Source organism: Ruegeria sp. CH2 (genome assembly GCF_056537065.1).
In genome coordinates this window covers 95,274-112,175 of record NZ_JBQFQV010000012.1, presented here as the reverse complement: position 1 = coordinate 112,175, position 16,902 = coordinate 95,274, and the positions used below count along the sequence as shown (strand labels likewise).

17 protein-coding genes are annotated in these 16,902 nt (G+C 59.6%); 5 read left to right on the top strand and 12 right to left on the bottom strand.

From position 1 onward, the window contains the following. Positions 1 to 92: 92 nt before the first annotated feature. The 7 genes from ACR0M9_RS15765 to ACR0M9_RS15735 all read right to left on the bottom strand — a co-directional run bounded on the left by ACR0M9_RS15765 (position 93) and on the right by ACR0M9_RS15735 (position 8,376). Entirely contained in the window at positions 93 to 2,921 is a 2,829-nt protein-coding gene (locus ACR0M9_RS15765) for a DUF2339 domain-containing protein (protein ID WP_480774062.1), read from the bottom strand. After that, a complete protein-coding gene (locus tag ACR0M9_RS15760) occupies positions 2,882 to 3,361 on the bottom strand; it encodes a DUF2269 family protein (RefSeq protein ID WP_480546341.1) in 480 nt (159 codons plus the stop codon). Before ACR0M9_RS15760 ends, ACR0M9_RS15765 begins: the two co-directional genes overlap by 40 nt. Then, entirely contained in the window at positions 3,361 to 4,677 is a 1,317-nt protein-coding gene (locus ACR0M9_RS15755) for an SDR family oxidoreductase (protein ID WP_480774061.1), read from the bottom strand. Before ACR0M9_RS15755 ends, ACR0M9_RS15760 begins: the two co-directional genes overlap by 1 nt. 76 nt (positions 4,678 to 4,753) lie before the next feature. Then, positions 4,754 to 5,464, bottom strand: a complete 711-nt coding sequence (locus ACR0M9_RS15750) for a VIT1/CCC1 transporter family protein (RefSeq protein WP_267367744.1) — start codon at positions 5,462 to 5,464, stop codon at positions 4,754 to 4,756. A gap of 62 nt (positions 5,465 to 5,526) precedes the next feature. Further along, positions 5,527 to 6,516 (bottom strand): YcjF family protein, encoded by a 990-nt coding sequence (locus tag ACR0M9_RS15745; protein WP_480483987.1) that lies wholly within the window; start codon positions 6,514 to 6,516, stop codon positions 5,527 to 5,529. Beyond that, the gene (locus ACR0M9_RS15740) at positions 6,509 to 6,964 is read right to left on the bottom strand and encodes an N-acetyltransferase family protein (RefSeq protein WP_480483988.1); all 456 of its coding nucleotides are present in this window, start codon (positions 6,962 to 6,964) and stop codon (positions 6,509 to 6,511) included. The genes ACR0M9_RS15745 and ACR0M9_RS15740 overlap by 8 nt, the downstream gene beginning before the upstream one ends. After that, positions 6,961 to 8,376, bottom strand: coding sequence for a YcjX family GTP-binding protein (locus tag ACR0M9_RS15735; RefSeq protein WP_480774060.1), 1,416 nt, complete (start codon positions 8,374 to 8,376; stop codon positions 6,961 to 6,963). Before ACR0M9_RS15735 ends, ACR0M9_RS15740 begins: the two co-directional genes overlap by 4 nt. A gap of 107 nt (positions 8,377 to 8,483) precedes the next feature. Here ACR0M9_RS15735 and truA point away from each other — a divergent pair, with 107 nt between their 5' ends. After that, positions 8,484 to 9,251 (top strand): tRNA pseudouridine(38-40) synthase TruA, encoded by a 768-nt coding sequence (gene truA, locus ACR0M9_RS15730; protein ID WP_480774059.1) that lies wholly within the window; start codon positions 8,484 to 8,486, stop codon positions 9,249 to 9,251. Between the two features lies 1 nt (position 9,252). Here truA and ACR0M9_RS15725 read toward each other — a convergent pair whose 3' ends face one another. The 3 genes from ACR0M9_RS15725 to ACR0M9_RS15715 are packed head-to-tail and all read right to left on the bottom strand — an operon-like array spanning position 9,253 to position 11,674. Continuing rightward, the gene (locus tag ACR0M9_RS15725) at positions 9,253 to 10,167 is read right to left on the bottom strand and encodes a nickel/cobalt transporter (RefSeq protein ID WP_480774058.1); all 915 of its coding nucleotides are present in this window, start codon (positions 10,165 to 10,167) and stop codon (positions 9,253 to 9,255) included. Continuing rightward, the gene (locus ACR0M9_RS15720) at positions 10,152 to 10,826 is read right to left on the bottom strand and encodes a DUF1007 family protein (protein WP_480774057.1); all 675 of its coding nucleotides are present in this window, start codon (positions 10,824 to 10,826) and stop codon (positions 10,152 to 10,154) included. Before ACR0M9_RS15720 ends, ACR0M9_RS15725 begins: the two co-directional genes overlap by 16 nt. Positions 10,827 to 10,870: 44 nt before the next feature. Beyond that, a complete protein-coding gene (locus ACR0M9_RS15715) occupies positions 10,871 to 11,674 on the bottom strand; it encodes a thioesterase family protein (protein WP_480774056.1) in 804 nt (267 codons plus the stop codon). Positions 11,675 to 11,905: 231 nt separating this feature from the next. Here ACR0M9_RS15715 and ACR0M9_RS15710 point away from each other — a divergent pair, with 231 nt between their 5' ends. Then, on the top strand, positions 11,906 to 12,841 hold the full coding sequence (locus ACR0M9_RS15710) for a 2-hydroxyacid dehydrogenase (RefSeq protein ID WP_480488223.1): 936 nt from the start codon (positions 11,906 to 11,908) through the stop codon (positions 12,839 to 12,841). Between the two features lie 15 nt (positions 12,842 to 12,856). Here the strand turns inward: ACR0M9_RS15710 and ACR0M9_RS15705 are convergent, their stop codons facing one another. After that, positions 12,857 to 13,165 (bottom strand): hypothetical protein, encoded by a 309-nt coding sequence (locus ACR0M9_RS15705; RefSeq protein WP_480473761.1) that lies wholly within the window; start codon positions 13,163 to 13,165, stop codon positions 12,857 to 12,859. A gap of 225 nt (positions 13,166 to 13,390) precedes the next feature. Here ACR0M9_RS15705 and ACR0M9_RS15700 point away from each other — a divergent pair, with 225 nt between their 5' ends. From ACR0M9_RS15700 to ACR0M9_RS15690, 3 genes are all read left to right on the top strand, one after another. Further along, positions 13,391 to 14,224, top strand: coding sequence for a bifunctional allantoicase/(S)-ureidoglycine aminohydrolase (locus tag ACR0M9_RS15700; protein ID WP_267366556.1), 834 nt, complete (start codon positions 13,391 to 13,393; stop codon positions 14,222 to 14,224). A 111-nt stretch (positions 14,225 to 14,335) separates the two neighbouring features. Further along, positions 14,336 to 14,659, top strand: a complete 324-nt coding sequence (locus ACR0M9_RS15695; protein WP_480774055.1) for a hypothetical protein — start codon at positions 14,336 to 14,338, stop codon at positions 14,657 to 14,659. A 53-nt stretch (positions 14,660 to 14,712) separates the two neighbouring features. Further along, complete coding sequence (locus ACR0M9_RS15690; RefSeq protein ID WP_480774054.1) at positions 14,713 to 15,699, top strand: type I glyceraldehyde-3-phosphate dehydrogenase; 987 nt, start codon at positions 14,713 to 14,715, stop codon at positions 15,697 to 15,699. 36 nt (positions 15,700 to 15,735) lie between these two features. Here ACR0M9_RS15690 and ACR0M9_RS15685 read toward each other — a convergent pair whose 3' ends face one another. After that, a complete protein-coding gene (locus tag ACR0M9_RS15685; RefSeq protein ID WP_267366562.1) occupies positions 15,736 to 16,671 on the bottom strand; it encodes a LysR family transcriptional regulator in 936 nt (311 codons plus the stop codon). Between the last annotated feature and the right edge of the window lie 231 nt (positions 16,672 to 16,902).

The following is a 16,902-nucleotide window of genomic DNA, read 5'->3' as shown; positions in this document are numbered from 1 at the left end:
CCGGCGTCTCAGAGGGTCAGAGCGCCGGGGATATAATTCGAATAATGATGGCCGTCCGGTCATACATGGCCGCGCTTATAAGACGCCTGCCTTCAATGGTCCAGAGGTTCCGGCCCATGCGGCGAATGGCGCAGCTTGGCCCAGCGATTCAACCATGCCAGACCGGCCAGCCCAAGCCCCAGCGCCAGCAGTGAGAACACGCGGATCAGCCCGCCCAGACCGGCAATATCGATCAGAAAGACCTTGGCCACCGCCAGCCCGATCACCACCAACCCCGCCTTGCGCATCGCATCCGAACCACGTGCCAGAGATTGGTAGAACAGCGCCGCCCCGACCAGCAGCAGAACAAGGGTATATGTATAAAGCTCGGGCTGCGTGACGCCGTTGCCTTCAAACATGCCTGCTGCGCCCTGCCAGAAATGGCGGATGGTCAACCCGAACCACACGGCAACCAACGCACCCGCAATGGCATAGCTTGCCAGCCTGATCTGCTTTGGCATGTCCCTGATCCGCCATGCCGAGAATCCGATGGTCAGTGCAGGCACCAGATAGGCAAGGACAAGAGTGTTCAGAACCGGTGGGCCAAGCACCGGGTCGGCGTTGGGGTTCAGAAGCGGGTTTTGGTCGGTCAAAGCCAGGGTCAGTCGGAACACGCCATGACCGGCAAAGAACGCCGCCAACACGTACCGTGCATAATTCAGTTTGCCACCCAGCCCAAACCTCTGAACCTGAGCGAAGGCCAGCAGCAGCCAGATGACCGCCAGCAGGCCAAGACCCCAATGGCTGTTGTCGGCCCCGCCTTCTCCGAAACCTTCAAGCCACCGCAGTAGCAACAGGGACAGCAGGATGCCGCCCGTCGCCCATGCCGCGCTTTCCAGCAACAGTGCTGCAACCGGCCGCTGCAAGGGACGCAACAGCCACCAGCCAGCCACGAAACCCAACGTGGCCGCACCATAGACCATCGCCATTTCGGGCACCGGGGCCGCATTGGCCCAGTCCAGACCCGGGTCAAGCACCAAGCGCACCGTGACCGTAAAGACACCGGCCCAGATAAACCAACTCATCTGCGGCAAGGTGAACCTGCGATCCAAGGCTGCTGCTGCGACGATGCTGGCCACCAGCGCAATCGTCAGCGCGGCCGAGCTGAGCACGATGACGCAAGCAAAGACCAGACAGGACAGCGCCGATAACGTGGCCAGAGCAGCCCGCATCCGGTCATCGCCATCGGCGCGACCAAAACGCCCGGCCAGAACCACCATCAGAACTGCCAGGACAATCGCGTGCAGGGCCCAAGCGTACGCACCGATAACCGTGGCAGGATGCCAGCCCATTTCCAAAGCGATAGCCAGCGCGGGTGCAAAAACTACAGCGCCCCCGGCCCAGATTGCACGATACTGGTTTGCCCTGAATGACCGCCATGCCATCAAAATCGACATAAACGCGCCCAAAGCAACCAGCGCGGTGGCCGCCCTCGGAAAGTCGGCCTCGGGCGTCTCGGCATAAGTGTCGGTGAAACTGCGCAGAACTACTCCGTATTCCAGGCCGTGAGAGGCCACAAAAAACACAAGGCCCGCCGCAGGCAGGACGGTCAGATCCTGTAACGCAGGCGCATCCTTGGCCCACAATAGCAGCGCCAGAAGCAGGGCGGACAGCAGGCAGACACCCAACCAGAATTCAGCCGCTGAGTCTGCCCAATGCCAGGACAGGATTGCTGTGCTGGCCGCAATCGCTCCGGCGGCGAGCCGAGTTGGAAACTCGGGCCACGGGCGGGTTCCGGGGGTGCGGATCACCTGAGACATCATGCACCCTGCATGATCGGGCCAAACGCGCCGCACCGGAATGGCCGTCGCCAGAAGTGCGAGCACTGTTGTCGCGACCAGATATCCCGGTTCCGTATTCGGAGCGCCACTGACCAAAAGCAGGTTTGCCGCATATACCCCGACCAACGTCAGAACCGAAATCCACGCCCAGCGCCGCACCGTGTCGATTCCCAGCCCCAAAACGGCAACCAAAAGAAAATAGGCATAGAGCCACGATGGATCGTCAGATGCGCCTCCAACCAGAAAGGGTGCTGCAAAAGCTCCGATCAGTCCAACCGCAGCCAGCAGCGGGCCGTGGAACCACCCCAGAACAAGCCCAACAAGCGCGATGACAACCATTCCTGCCAAGGCCGTCTCGGCCCCGATCAGGCCATAAAGCTGCCGCGCAGACAGGATGGCGCCGAACAAGGTAACAAGGCCGGCCCCGGAAAAGACCGATGGCAAATAGGCAGTGGCCACCGCTTCGTCATCCCCGAACCTGCGGCGCAGAACCTCACCCCCGATAATCAAAACCGAGCCGAAGCCAAGCGCGGCAAAAACGCGGGCCGCCGGAGGTAACAATCCGTTCTCAACGCCATATTGCACGAGGAAAATACCGGCCAATGCCAGCGACAGTGCTGAGACCGCATAAAACCAGTTCTCACGCAGCCACGCGCCCAGCGCGGCAAACCTGTCATGGCGAAATACAATTGCAGGCGTAGCGGCGTCGGTGTCTACATCTTCGGCGCTTTCGTCTTCCTGTCGCTTTGGCGCGTCCCACGGCCCCGGGCTGTGAACCTGTTCCTCTGCCATAGGTTGCGGTGCAGGTGCATCCTGTTCCGGTTGCAGCGATGCAAGCGCATCGCCCGACACCAACGCATTGATCTGCGCTTCCAGTTGTTCGACCCGGCGACGCAATCGGGAATGCCCGACCAGAAGTGCAATCAATGTCACCGGGATGGCCAAAACAACCAGGCCAATAAGAACAAGCAACGTTTCCAACCGAGTCTCTCCGATCCGTAATTTCGGCCAAGCTATCTTGTGCTGTCGGTCAGCAACAGTCAGGAAAGCCGTGACAAAGTCTAAAGTACCGAAATCGCCGGACGGGCGATCATCAGCCACAGGATAGTCAAAACCGCCAGAAACGCCGGAACCCCGCAGGCGAACCAGAACCGAAACAAGCGGTGATACTCCGGTGGCAGTTGCGTTCCCCGCTCTGCCGCCATTCGCGCGTGGTCGCGCAACCGGATTTGAACCCAAACCACCGGCAACCAGAAAAAGCCCGTCAAAACATAAAGCACCAGAGACAACACGATCCAACCTTCACCCAAAGACCACCCGATCTGCCAGGCAAGCAGCGCTCCGGTCACTGGTTGCAGGATGACAGCAGTCGTGGTGAACAGAAGGTCGGCAAGCACCACGATACCCGCCGTATGGGCGATGACGCGCGGGTCGTTTGTCCGGTGCGCCATCAGCATGAAAAAGGCGATCCCTGCCCCTGTTCCCAGCAGCACACATGCACCGATGACATGCAGCCATCGCAAGATCAGTTCAGGGTCCATCATCGGCTCTCAAACAAGGGCAACGCCACAAGCGACAGGATCATCGCGGGCAGGATTTTCACCAGCGGCCCCAGCGGGTCCAACCACAAGTCCGGCATCGTGACCGAAGCGGCAATCAGGTAGAATATGGCCACAGTCAACTGCGCCATACATGCCCGCGCCGCCCATCGGCGCCACAGGATGGCCAGACCAAGTGCTATGTCGATCAGGGACCAGAACACAACGCTGGTCACCGCCAAGGCGGATGACCACCCCGCTTCGACCAGCATACCAGAAGCCGTAGACAAACCCGCCAGCCCAAACAGGCCCGACAGCAACCAGAACAGGCTGAGTGTTGCAACGATCAGCGGCATCAACAGCGTCATCCGCGCGGTCAACCGATGCTCGCGCGCGCAAGGCAGCATGGCATAAACCTCAGGCAAGGCGGCATTTCCGCGCCCGGCCGCTGCACGATAGGGGCCGGGGTCGCCAACCACGCCATCCGCCATGACCGTCATCGCCGTGCTGCGCAGCGGAGACCGCCAACCCAACAGGGCCAGACAATCCGCCATGGCCGCAACGGCTTTTGTCAGGACAGGCGGCAGGACCAGATGGAAGCGCGCAGCGGGAAACCCCAGCCACTGCCGCGTGCAGCGCACCACGTCCGACAAACTATGCGGGGTATCCTCGACCAGATCGTAATTACCCTGCGGCAGACGACCGGCAACGGCAGCAATCACGACGTCACACAGATCGGGCATCCCGATGCATTGAACGGGTGTATCGGGGTAAGCCAGCGGTTGAATAAAAGGAACAGACGCCAGCATTCGAAGCAACGCCGTTCCCCCATAATCCGTTTGCCCGATAACAAGCCCTGGCTTTAGAATCCAAAGTGTTACGCCCGATGCGCGCAAAGCGGCATCTCCGCGTGCCTTGCTGCACAGGAAATGCGTGCTGGCGTCCGGCTCTGCTCCGATGGCCGAAATCTGAACAATGCTTATGCCACCTTCCGCGCAGGCCCCTGCAAGGGCTGCGACCGCCATATGGTGCACCGCTTCAAGGTTGTCCTGCGCGTTATCCTGCAAAGCCCCTGCGCAATTCACCACGACATCGACGTCGGCCAGCAGGTCCTGCCAATCGTCCTTGTGCAACAGATCGCGCATATCGCCCTGTTTCAGCAAAACCCCCGGCAGGACCTTTGCCCCTTGAGCAAGATTGCGCCCCATGCCCTGAACCGTGGCACCTGCGGCCGACAATGCCCGCGTGACGGCGGTGCCGATGAACCCATAAGCACCCAGAACCAATACGTTCTTTCCAGAAAGCTCGTGATCTGCCATCGTCCTTTGCACCTGTTTTGCGCCACTCTACCTATCCGGGAAGTTTTGACCAGTCGCGACTACCGTGCTGCGACATTTATGGATGGAACAGAGACCCGACGAGATACGCGATCAGTGCCGCCAGACCACCGATCAACAGCGTTTCGATACCTGACCGCCACCAGGGCGCCAACGACCACCGGCTTTTGAACGCACCAATCGCAAAGAAGACCCCCATCGTCATCCAGACCGACATCTCGAAAGCATTCTCCACCGACGCCAAAAACGGCAACAGCGGGATCATCCCGGCCACAAGGAACGCGAAGAACGTTGCCAACGCGGCTTTCATCGGATGTGGGTCGACACTGCCCAGCCCATATTCACCCTCGATCATCAGGTTGACCCAATGTTCGTGGCTCGACGTGATCGCGGCGGTGGCTTCGTTCAGAATTTCCCCTGACAACCCTTTTTGCGACAGAATTTCACGGACCTCCTCGCGCTCGCCGTCGGGGTAGAGTGCGATGTGGCGTTCCTCGATCGCCCGAATGCGCCGTATGTTGTCCAGTTCGGCCTTGGTGCCTGAGTAATTCCCGGCAGCCATTGAAAACCCGTCCGCCAGAACGTTTGCCAAACCAAGTGCCACGATAACAAACGGGGAAAGGCCCGCCCCCGCGACACCGGCGACAATGGCAAATGTGGTGACGGAACCATCAATGCCGCCATACACAACGTCGCGTAACACACCGCGCCCGGGCGGAGCGTTGATCCGGTCGGCAATTTCCTGCGGACTGTGACCGTGATCCGTCATGGTTTGCTCCTATTGTTCACTGGCAGAGTGCAGAAGGGTGTGGTCTGACGCTTTGCTCTGGATCAACCCTTGGAGAACAGACCCTGCAAGGCGCGTTTAATGATGCCTCGCGTGGAAGGTTTGTGGCGTTTTGAGAATGGTAAGGGGCGGCAGACCTCCATCGCGGCCACGCCCACTCGGGCGCTGAGCGCACCGTTGACCAGACCTTCTCCGAACCGTCGGGACAATTTGCTGAGAACGGATCCGCCCAGAACAGGTTCCAGCAGATCGTCACCAACGGCCACCGCCCCAGTTGCGACCAGATGCACAAAGACGGCACGGGTCAGACGCCAGCTTCCCAGTGTGCCAGCCCGCCCCCCGTAGATTTCCGCGACGCGGCGGATCATCCGCAGGGACGCGGCTAGTGCCGTTACAACATCCGCCAGTGCCAGCGGGACCAGAGCGGTCACGGTGGCAACCTGCCGTGCTGCGGCCTCAACCTCACGGCTGGCAGCGGCGTCGAGCGGGGCCAACAATTCATCCTCGGCAAGGTTTAAAAGCGCCTCGGCATCGAACTGTTCCCCCATACGCTCGGACAACCGCTCGCGACCCCAGCGGGTATCCTCGCGCCCTTTGTAGAATGCAATGATGCGATGTGTGACAGCACGTGCCTGAGCCAGGTCTTCATCAGCCAATGCAATATCCGCTGCACGGCGCATCCCATCAACACGGGACAACCGCCCCAAAGCCGCGAGCTCGCGCAGCGCGATGATCACCACCACCAGAACCAATGCAGCCAACAATCCGGCAACGATCCAACCCAAAACGGGCGTCCGCGCCACCAGAGAGGTTGCAAAATCCCAGGCGGCCACCGATATGGCCGCCCCGACTACGGAAAGCGCAAGCCCCCAGAACCAGCGCGCAAGGGCCGAGGGTTTGCGGGCCGCCAGTCGGGCCGCGCTTTGCATCGCCTGCCCCTGAGGCGGCACAATATCCGGCACCGGTTTTGCCTGCGCGACATCAGCAGCGGGTTCATCATCGTCAAGATCGATCAAAACCGGACCTTTAGCCATTTGTCGTATCCCTGCTGTGCCAGACAAACCTTATGTCCGGCAGGTTTTCATCGTTTTCTGCCCCATCGCTGCGCGCCACCTCGGCAAAGCCGTTTCGCTCATAGAACCGACAGGCGCGGGAATTATCCTGAAACGAGTACAAGCCCAGCCGCCGCTGGCTTGCTTTCGCGTGACCCAGCAATTGCTGACCAATCCCCTGCCCCCGAGCTTGTGCATCCAGATAAAGTGAATGGATTTCACCACCATTCAGCGCCAGAAACCCGACCACGCCCGTCTCTGCCTCGGCCACAGTGACCCAGCCCTGATCAATCATCCGGCCGCAAAAGGCGATGGTTTCAGCACAGCTGTGCAATTTGGGCATCCAGTCGTTTTCCAAAGCGAAATCGTGCAGGATCGTACCGATTGTACCGGCATCTGTGGTGCGTGCGGGGCGCAGTGTCGCGATCATAATCTTTCTCCGATCAGAAACTGCGCTGCACGATCCAGTCGAATATGCGGGGGGCCGTCACCAGGTTTCAGGGTTAGTTTTGCAGGCGCAAAGGCCATGAACCCATAATCTTCGTTCAACCAGCTCTCCGCCCCATTTCGCGCCGGACCCAACAGATGCGCCGGATCCTCGGGCAATTCTCCGGGATAAAAAGCAGCCTGTTTGCCGCTGTCCAACAAAGTGCCACGCACGCATGGCAGATCGGTTCCGTCATGGCTGCGTATCTCTTCGGTCGTTGCACGCAGCGAGGCCAGAGACAGGGCCGCAGTCCGGGCCCCGGCGAAATTCGCACGATCGCGTGCCTCGCGCGTCAAAGCTTCGATAATCGCGGTCAGGCGGGGATGCTGAGTGTGGTGCAGGTGGTCCGCTTTTGTCGCTGCAAACAGGATGCGCTCGACCTTTTTGCCCAACAAAAGCTGGCTCAGCCATGCGTTCCGTCCCGGACGAAAAGCCGACAGGATATCGGCCATCGCGCGGCGCATATCTTCAACGGCCTGAGGACCTTTGTGAATTGCGCCCAGCGCGTCAACCAGAACCACCTGCCGGTCAATCCGCGAGAAGTGATCCCGAAAAAACGGTTTCACGACCTGAGATTTATAAGCGTCGAACCGCCGTTCCATCTCGCGCTGAAGGGTCCTGCGCCGCGACGGGCCAGTGATTGCCAACGGTGCAAAGGTCAGAACCGGAGATCCCGCCAGATCACCCGGCAACAGGAAACGTCCGGGGGTACAGTCATAAAACCCGGCATCGCGCGCTGCGTTGAGGTAGTCGGTGAACGACGCGGCCAGAGCTTGTGCGGCAGGTTCGTCGTGCCCTACCGACGGGTCTGTATCTTGGACCAGCGCCAGATACGCGGCAGCCTCGGCGCGGGTCTTAATCCGTGCCAGTGTTTCCTGAGACCAGTCTGCGTAAGACTTATCCAGCAAGGCCAGGTCCAGCAGCCATTCACCGGGGTAGTCGACAATATCCAGATGGACCGTGCGCGGCCCCTGCAACCCGGCAAGCAGCCCGGCAGGACGGGCTTTGAAGGACAAGCGCAATTCTGACACCGCACGCGTGCTGTCTGGCCAATGCGGTGTCTGTCCCGTCAGGGCGGACAGGTGCGATTCATAATCGAACCGGGGCACAGTGTCATCCGGTTGGGGTTGCAGAAAGGCGGCATTGATTCGCCCCTCCTGCTGTGCAACCAGCCCGGTCATACGGCCCCGATCCAGCAGATTGGCAACCAACGAAGTGATGAATACTGTTTTACCGGATCGCGCCAGCCCGGTGACACCCAAACGGATGACCGGCTCGAAAAATGTCTCGGACACGCTGTCGCCGATACTTTCGACGCCACGCGCAAGACTGTCTGCCAGTGAAGAGATGACCAATCCGCCGCCCCGCAATTTTCCTTTTACCCAAGATAGGTAGCGGTCGCGGCACATACCAGCGCTTTCGCCCCCTTGCCCGATCCTGCGCTGCGCTGTACCAGCGGCACATGCCCAGATATGCGTTGAAAGTTGAATACCAGGGGGAACCGTTTGCCGGATGGCAGCGGCAAAAGGATCAACCATCTGTACAAGGCGCCATCGAACAGGCCCTGTCCCGTATTCAGCCGGGCGACCACACAATTGCCGCAGCGGGGCGCACGGACGCCGGTGTTCACGCCCTGGGGCAGGTTGCCCACTGCGACATGGCAAAGGAATGGGACCCGTTCCGCCTGTCTGAGGCGCTGAACTATCACCTCAAGCCACTCCCAGTGGCCATCGTAAAGGCCGCCCCAGTGGCCGAGGATTGGCACGCGCGGTTTTCAGCGGTTGAACGGCAATATCTGTTCCGCATCCTGATGCGCCGGGCGCCCGCAACCCACGACCGGGGACAGGTCTGGCAGATTAGCCACCTTCTGGATGTCGACGCCATGCAGGAAGGCGCAAACATGCTGCTGGGTCGGCATGATTTCACTACGTTCCGGTCGTCGATCTGTCAGGCGGCCAGCCCGGTCAAAACCCTTGATGAACTGCGCGTTGAATGGGTCGAGGGCTTTTCCGCCCCCGAGGTTCATTTCCACGTGCGCGCCCGGTCGTTTTTGCACAATCAGGTGCGCAGTTTCGTCGGAACGCTGGAACGTGTGGGCGCCGGAGCGTGGACCCCGGAAGATGTGCGTGAGGCTTTGAAAGCCGCCGACCGCGCTGCCTGCGGGCCGGTGTGTCCGCCGCACGGGCTGTATCTGGCGCGGGTCGGATACCCGGAACCGGTGTTCGACTGATCTAAACCGCGCGCAGAAGCAACCCGCCTGCAATCACCGCAATGACAAGCCCCGCCACCAGTTCGATGGAGGGTGCCAGAACCGACGCAAAGCGCGTGGCCGAAGCCGAAGCCAGCAGCCCGCCGCGCAGACCAAAAGACGTCCACCCGACCAGCGTAGTCACAGTCGCCGTGCCAAGCGCCATGGCAAAAGCACCCGCGATCCCCACCATGGCGATGCCCATTTGCCACGTCAGAATCAGTACAAACAAGGCACCGGTACAAGGCCGCGCTGCTATGCCTGCGATCAGGATCAGGGCTTCGCGCAACGTGCCCACATTTGCGACCTCGTCCGCGGTTGGACCATGACGATGACCGCACTCCGCACAGGCTCCCTCATCATGATGGTGCTGATGGGTGTGATCGTTAGAGACATGCTTTTTTTGCTGTCGTGCGAAATTGCGCACAGCCCGTACAACCAGCCAAAGCCCAATCAACGCAATGGCTCCGTAGCTGATCGGAGCCATGACCTGTTCGGTCGCCCCAACAAGGCTTTCGCGGGACATCTGAAAGACCAGCACCCCCGCGTAGACCAGCACAACTGCCGTCACCGCCTGACCAAGACTGGACAATACGCTGATCGCGGACAACCGCCAGAAGGCGACGCGCCGACCCAAACCGTAGCCGCCGATCAAAACCTTCCCGTGGCCCGGACCCACAGCATGAAAGAACCCATAGGCGAAACAGACAGTCAGAAGCGTGGCCACCGCCTGAGGCTGTTCCGCGCGCGCGGCACGCAGGGACCGCGCGATCTGGTTCTGAAAGTCCCGCTGCTCTCCGGCAGCCCAACCTGCCAGACTGTCAAACCCACCGCTGCCCCAGAACCAAAGCAGCAAACCAAAGGCCAGAGCGACCGGAACAATCAGGAAACGGGACATGAAACAAGTATCTCAGTCGCAAAGTTCTCACCAACCAAGGGAATATCGTTTTCCTCGAGGTCGTAATCCGCGTCCAGTGTCAACAGAAACGCCTGCATCTGTGCAAGCTGCCCGTCTATGTCGGGTTCGTTACGATCCATCTGGCATAAAGCTGGGCCTGTCACAGTTACAGGGCGCGTTATCTCATAGGCCGTATAGAAGGACTCATCAAATGCCTTGGCGGAAAGCCCTGTGGCAAGTATTGCGTCGCCTTCGACCGCTCGCAAATGGGTGGTTACAATCCGCCCGTCTTCCGTTGTCGCACTGGGCTCCATTGGACCGGACAGTGCAACCAGCGCTCCGTCTTTGGTGAGCACGAGGTCGCCGTTGTACCCCTCGACCCATTGCATATCGAACCCGCTCAGACGTTTTTCTTCGCTTTCCGTCAAAATGCCGTCAGCATCCTGATCCAGATTCATGTCTTCCAGAACAAGCAGAGAGTAGAATTCGTCATATGCCCAAGTCACCCGGATATGGGTCAGGTGACCGGCCTCGTCCACGATGAACTCCAGCCCGGTGTCGATAAAGACATGCGGGTGAGGCAGGGCCGGGATCGGCAGGCAACAGGTCATGACGGTGAAGAGCCAGCGCATATGCGCAAGATAGGTCTGACGGGACACGGCGACAACGGCCTTAACACTCTCACGCGAAAACCCGCCGACTTTCAGACTGGTGGGAACAGCACCAGTGTTTGCAGGGCCGTCCCTACAGGGCCATGCGTGTCGAAAAGCACGGACTGAGACATGCCGATGCCCGTAGGTTGCCAATGTGAAACCGAACTGGACGCCAGCCAATCTGACACTGGTTCGCGGTGGATATTCACGGTCAGATCGGTGTTCATGAACCCCATCTCCGACGTCGGAGCATTCCACGAGATACCATTGCCGCAATCCGCCAACGGGCACAGTGCCTGAATGGGCGACTGATCTTCGCCGCTCAACAGCTTTGGGGTGCGCATCCAGACCGTTTTGGGTCCGGCCCCCTGTTTGCCGTCTATGGGATAAAGGATGTCACTGTAGTGGGCAAACCCCTTCAAATCGTGACGAATCTCGCCGATTGGAAAAGGACCTTCTACCGCGTCTTCCAACTGTGGCGCACTGGTTTCGACGTTTGCCACCGCGCCCAGATCGCGTCGCGCCAGATGCATGGTGGTGGCCGTTGCGCAGAGTGTGTCATCCAGATCGTGCACCGTAACCCGTGTGGTCGCCAGCGTCTTGGTATGACGCGTGGTTTCTGCGGCAACCCGCAACCCGGCCAAGGGCAGAGGGCGCAACAGGTCAACTGTCAGGCGGGTCAGCATCTTTTCGGGGCCAACCTCAGTTTCCGCTGCCCGCACTATCAACCCGCTGACCGGCCCTGCGTGGCAATGATCGGCAGACCACGGACCGCGTGCAGGATCATGTCCTACAAACGCCCCATCCTCGCGCTGATGAAAATAGGTCTGATCCGTGAAGTCGAGCCCTGCCATCAGTCCCCTCTGGTCATTCGCTGCGTTGTGTGCCTCGGCTCACTCATACCGGTAACCGGTTGCGAAGTAACGTGGTTTCCCTTGCACGAGGTGAGTGGTATCTTCACGAAACTGTCCTTTTCGGGTTATGAAACCGGGCTGTACTTTTAGGCACGAGGATGGCTTAACAGACCTGATCCTGTCCACCGCTGTGACGGGACGTCACCACATCACATCCAAGTGGGGTCGCATATGGCGTTGTTGATTGAAACCGGGTTGTCGGACTGGATTGGGGATGAGGAAATCGCCACCTCACTACAAGCCTTAGCGCCCGGTGCAGACATCCGCACACCCGGAACGCTGGGCGACCCCAACGACATTACGATGCTTGCAGTGGTCAGCATGCAAAGCAATCACCCGGCGAAGTTGCCCAACCTGAAACTGGTTCAGAAGCTGGGGGCCGGGGTTGAGACCATAGTTGGCCATCCGGACCTGCCTCCGCATATCCGTGTAGCGCGATTGAAGCCAGACGCGCCTGCGCAGGGCATTGCCGAATGGTTTCTGGCCTATATTCTGCGCGCTCAGCGCCATATGGTTTTTCACGAGGCATCCCAGAGCCGCGCCGAATGGTTGCCGCGCGCACCTATCTTCACACCTGATACGGTTGTGGGCGTTCTGGGTCTGGGCCATATAGGGGCCCGCACTGCCCGCATGTTACATGCCGTCGGGTTTCAGGTCATGGGCTGGAGCCGCTCACCAAAGTCCATCGATGGTGTCACCTGCCTGCATGGGCAAGACGCGCTGCCTCGGCTATTGGGGCAATGTGATCACGTCTGTGCCATCCTTCCTTCGACGCCGCAAACCGCGGGTTTGTTTGACGCACAGACGCTGGCCGCGATGAAGCCGGGCAGTCAGTTGCTGAACGCCGGACGCGGAAACCTGATTGACGAGGCGGCGCTGATCGCGGCGCTGGATAACGGCTCACCGGGCCATGCCGTGTTGGACGTCACGTCACAGGAACCGCTGCCAAAAGACAGTCCCTTGTGGCGGCACCCTTCTGTGACGATCACACCGCATGTCTCGGGCTGGTATCTGGGGGACGCACTGTCGGATGTGGCCGAGAACTACCACAGGCTCAGGTCCGGCGATCCCCTGTTGCACGAAGTCAGTCGCGATCTGGGGTACTGATAACCAAGTCAGAGATCAGGGCGTCAGGATCCAGTTTCCGTTACCGTCATTGCACCGGCGGGTTCTGATCTCGCGGCTTTGATCGCTGCCTTCCGGCTGGATGACATGCTGAAGGCCGACGCAGTTGCCCTGAACGTTTTGCACCCGGATCGTTCCTTTTGAGCCGGTCTCGTCGTTTTGCCAGGACCGTTCCTGCCCTACAGAAGGCGTGCCATTGTTCAAAAGGGCATTCGAGGTTTCACTGACCACTTCAAAGTCTGCCGGGGACAGCCCCATCTCAGCTATGATTCGGGAGAGTGACTTGGCGTCGGCGGAACCGGTCATCAATAGGGCGCCACACGCGGCAATGACGGGTAAAAACTGGGCTTTCATAGCGGCCTCACAGAACTGAAATCATTTGTGACCAAGGATATACCTCTGTTTCAGCAGGGCCAAGCCCCCGGGGTACCGACCTTCAAAATATCCCGAACAAACCTATCGCGCGTCAGGACCTAATAGCGCCGCGCCTTTGTGCCCATAGTGCCATTCAAACGATCCCGAGGCACACAAATGACCCATCCGACCTATTTCGCCCCGACCGGCGGCCATCCCGGCCAGAACCAGTTGCTGACCGACCGCGCCATGTTCACAGACGCGTATGCGGTCATTCCCAAAGGTACGATGCGCGACATCGTCACCAGCTATCTGCCGTTCTGGGAAGGAACACGCCTGTGGGTTCTTTCACGCCCGCTCAGCGGATTTGCCGAAACGTTCTCGCAATACATCATGGAAGTGCAGCCCGGCGGCGGCAGCGATCAGCCAGAGACAGACGCGCAAGCACAGGCAGTGCTTTTTGTCGTCGAAGGAACAGTCACTTTGACGCTGAACTCGGAAAACCATGTGTTGGAGACAGGCGGATACGCCTATATCCCCGCCGGCAGCGACTGGACATTGCGGAACACTGGCCAGACGGCAGCCCGGTTCCACTGGGTCCGCAAAGCCTATGAGTCCGTTCCCGGGTTGTCCGCGCCAGACCCGATCATCACCAACGAACGCGATGTGACGCCTGTCGAAATGCCGGGCACCGAAGGCCGATGGTCCACCACGCGGTTCGCAGACCCGCAGGACCTGCGCCATGACATGCATGTGAACATCGTCAATTTCGAACCAGGCGGGGTCATTCCCTTCGCCGAAACCCATGTGATGGAACACGGGCTTTATGTTCTGGAAGGGAAAGCGGTTTATCGCCTCAATCAGGACTGGGTCGAAGTTGAGGCCGGAGATTACATGTGGCTGCGCGCCTTTTGCCCGCAAGCCTGTTACGCAGGGGGGCCGGGCCGGTTCAGGTATCTGCTTTACAAGGACGTCAACCGGCATATGCCCCTGTCCCTGTCGCGCCGCTAAACGCTGGGCTGGCTGGGAATCGCAGTGATCTTTTGCCCCGGGGCTTCACACAAGGGTCGGAATTTGCTGAAATCCAGGTAACTTCTTGTTTTGAGCATTGGAGATTTGTCCATGAAACTGCGCCTTGCCCTGATAGCCGTTGCCGCACTCGCTACCTCTGCAATCCTGCACACCGCACCCGCCATTGCGGGGGAAGAGACCAAATCCGTCTTCGTCATGAGCCGCAACTGGGCTGTGACACAGGTCGCAGACGAACCGGTCATTTATCGCGCCACACGCGACAACAACAACCTGAACCCATTCGGTCCGCCCCCACGCCTTCGGACAACGCAAGCAATTGCTGCCATTCAACAAGCGACGGGATGCAAGGTGATCTTCAACAGCATGTACCAGAATATTTCGGGTCAGTTCTTTTCTCAGGTCAGTTGCAAGTAAGCTGTTGTTGATCAGGCATTGAGGTCGCCCCGACGCCCTGCCATAGCTTGCGCATGAAACTCGCGATTAATGGATTCGGCCGCATTGGCCGCACGATCCTGCGGCAGGTTCTGGCCCTGCCTGAAGGGTCGGATATCGAGCTGGTGCTGATCAATGACATCGCGCCGCTGGAGACCTGTGCTTACCTGTTCAAATACGACAGCACCTTCGGCCCCTATCCCGGCGATGTGTCACAGGGCGATGCCGCGCTGATCGTAGACGGACGCTCTGTTCCTATGACGCACAGTGCCGATCTGACACGCGTTGATTTATCCGGCGTAGACGTGATGCTGGATTGTACCGGGGTCGCGCGCGCATCCGACGTGGCGCGTCGCGGATTGTCTGCGGGCGCCAGCAAGGTCCTGATCTCGGGTCCTTCGCCTGCGGCCGACTTAACCGTCGTTCTGGGGGCGAACGAGGATCAGTTGGGCAGCGCCCGGATCGTATCGAACGCCTCCTGCACAACGAATGGGCTGGCACCGCTGGTCAAAGTGCTGGACCACATTGGCGGTATTTTGTCGGGCCATATGACAACCATCCATTGCTATACCAACAGCCAACCCATGGTTGACGCCCCGCGCGGCGACCTTGCCCGGTCGCGGGCCGGTGCGCTGTCCATGGTTCCGACAACGTCCAGCGCCACACACCTGATCGACGTGGTCCTTCCACATCTGGCCGGGCGCATCTCGGGTGCCGCAGTTCGCGTCCCGACAGCCAGCGTTTCGGCGGTCGACCTCGTGGTCACGCTGGAACGCGGTATGCGGGCCGAGGATTTCGATCATGCTTTGCGTCAGGCTGTTGTCGAGTCACCGGTTTTGGGTTGGACGGATATGCCGCTGGTCTCTTCCGATTTGCGGGCGCGCCCGGATTCGCTGGTCATTGCCGGGCCGGAAACCCGCATGGTCGGAGAAAATCAGGTGCGCGTTTTCGGCTGGTACGACAATGAATGGGGCTTTTCGGCCCGCATGCTGGACGTGGCCCGCCTGATGGCCGCGCCGTGACCGGACTTACCTTCGTACTCAGCGTCGGGTCGGAGCCTATGGTTTAGGCCCCGCGACAGGGTATTCTGTAACACGGACCACCTTACTGATCCGTTCAATCATGAAATCCATGAACAGGCGTGCCTTTGGATCCTGATGGCGCCGATGCGTGTATAGGCAGGCCATCTGAACTGAAACAGGCGGAGTTTCCGTCGCAACCGGTACGAGGCGGCCGGATTTCAGATGCTCGGCCACCTCGAAAACCGGCTTCATTGCAATGCCTTGACCGGACAACGCCCAATCCGTCAAAACATCCCCATCATCACATTCAAACCGCCCGGACACGGCAAAACGTTTCGGACCATCGGGCGTTATCAGCATCCACTGAAACTCGGTCGCCCCCGGAAAGCGCAGATTCAGGCATTCATGCTTGTCGGCAATCAGGTCAGCCCCGGTCTTAGGCATACCGCGCCGCGCCACATAATCCGGCGCAGCACATAGCGCACGCTGGCAGTCGGCAATCTTGCGAATACGCAACGTGCTGTCCTCGGGCTGGCCAATGAAAAACGCCAGATCCAGACCTTCCGTGGTCAGGTCAACCGAGCGATCCGTCAGGCGCAAACGGACATCAATCTCGGGGTATTCCGCAAGAAACTCGGGCACATGCGGAGCAAGCAAACGTCGCCCCACCCCCAGTGGAGACGCCACGAACAACGATCCGCGCGGTGCCTCGGTCAGATGCGTGACCTGAGCCTCGGCCTCGTCCACCGCATCCAGAACCGCCACCGCACCGGGATAGAATGCCTTTCCCTGCTCTGTCGGGGACAGGTTCCGCGTGGTGCGCTGGAACAGGCGCACACCCAGATGGTCTTCAAGTTGCGATATTCGCGCTGATGTCACCGCTGGCGAAATCCTAAGATCCCGCCCGGCCGCAGACATGCTGCCCAGATCGTAAACCCTGACAAAGGTTCGGATGTTGTCGAGATAGGACATTTTTTCGGTTTTTTTGATACCAATTGACAATATATTGGGAATATCGAAGAACCACCCGTTTGCCTAGTGAATTACACAGGGCATAGGCCATGGACCGGCCCGGACATTGGTTGTATACGGTTGGCTTTCGCCTGCAACGCGGCAATTCCGGTCTGCCAATCAAGGTGCGGCAAATCAATTGTGTCAGCAAAGGTCGGGACAATTCGGCCAAAATGACCCGATCCCGCGTTT

Coding starts and splice junctions, on each gene's coding strand:
- ACR0M9_RS15760 (WP_480546341.1), bottom strand. CDS start 3,361: ATGGACCCTGAACTGATCTTGCGATGGCTGCATGTCATCGGTGCATGT.
- ACR0M9_RS15755 (WP_480774061.1), bottom strand. CDS start 4,677: ATGGCAGATCACGAGCTTTCTGGAAAGAACGTATTGGTTCTGGGTGCT.
- ACR0M9_RS15750 (WP_267367744.1), bottom strand. CDS start 5,464: ATGACGGATCACGGTCACAGTCCGCAGGAAATTGCCGACCGGATCAAC.
- ACR0M9_RS15745 (WP_480483987.1), bottom strand. CDS start 6,516: ATGGCTAAAGGTCCGGTTTTGATCGATCTTGACGATGATGAACCCGCT.
- ACR0M9_RS15740 (WP_480483988.1), bottom strand. CDS start 6,964: ATGATCGCGACACTGCGCCCCGCACGCACCACAGATGCCGGTACAATC.
- truA (WP_480774059.1), top strand. CDS start 8,484: ATGCCCAGATATGCGTTGAAAGTTGAATACCAGGGGGAACCGTTTGCC.
- ACR0M9_RS15725 (WP_480774058.1), bottom strand. CDS start 10,167: ATGTCCCGTTTCCTGATTGTTCCGGTCGCTCTGGCCTTTGGTTTGCTG.
- ACR0M9_RS15715 (WP_480774056.1), bottom strand. CDS start 11,674: ATGGCAGGGCTCGACTTCACGGATCAGACCTATTTTCATCAGCGCGAG.
- ACR0M9_RS15710 (WP_480488223.1), top strand. CDS start 11,906: ATGGCGTTGTTGATTGAAACCGGGTTGTCGGACTGGATTGGGGATGAG.
- ACR0M9_RS15705 (WP_480473761.1), bottom strand. CDS start 13,165: ATGACCGGTTCCGCCGACGCCAAGTCACTCTCCCGAATCATAGCTGAG.
- ACR0M9_RS15700 (WP_267366556.1), top strand. CDS start 13,391: ATGACCCATCCGACCTATTTCGCCCCGACCGGCGGCCATCCCGGCCAG.
- ACR0M9_RS15695 (WP_480774055.1), top strand. CDS start 14,336: ATGAAACTGCGCCTTGCCCTGATAGCCGTTGCCGCACTCGCTACCTCT.
- ACR0M9_RS15690 (WP_480774054.1), top strand. CDS start 14,713: ATGAAACTCGCGATTAATGGATTCGGCCGCATTGGCCGCACGATCCTG.
- ACR0M9_RS15685 (WP_267366562.1), bottom strand. CDS start 16,671: ATGTCCTATCTCGACAACATCCGAACCTTTGTCAGGGTTTACGATCTG.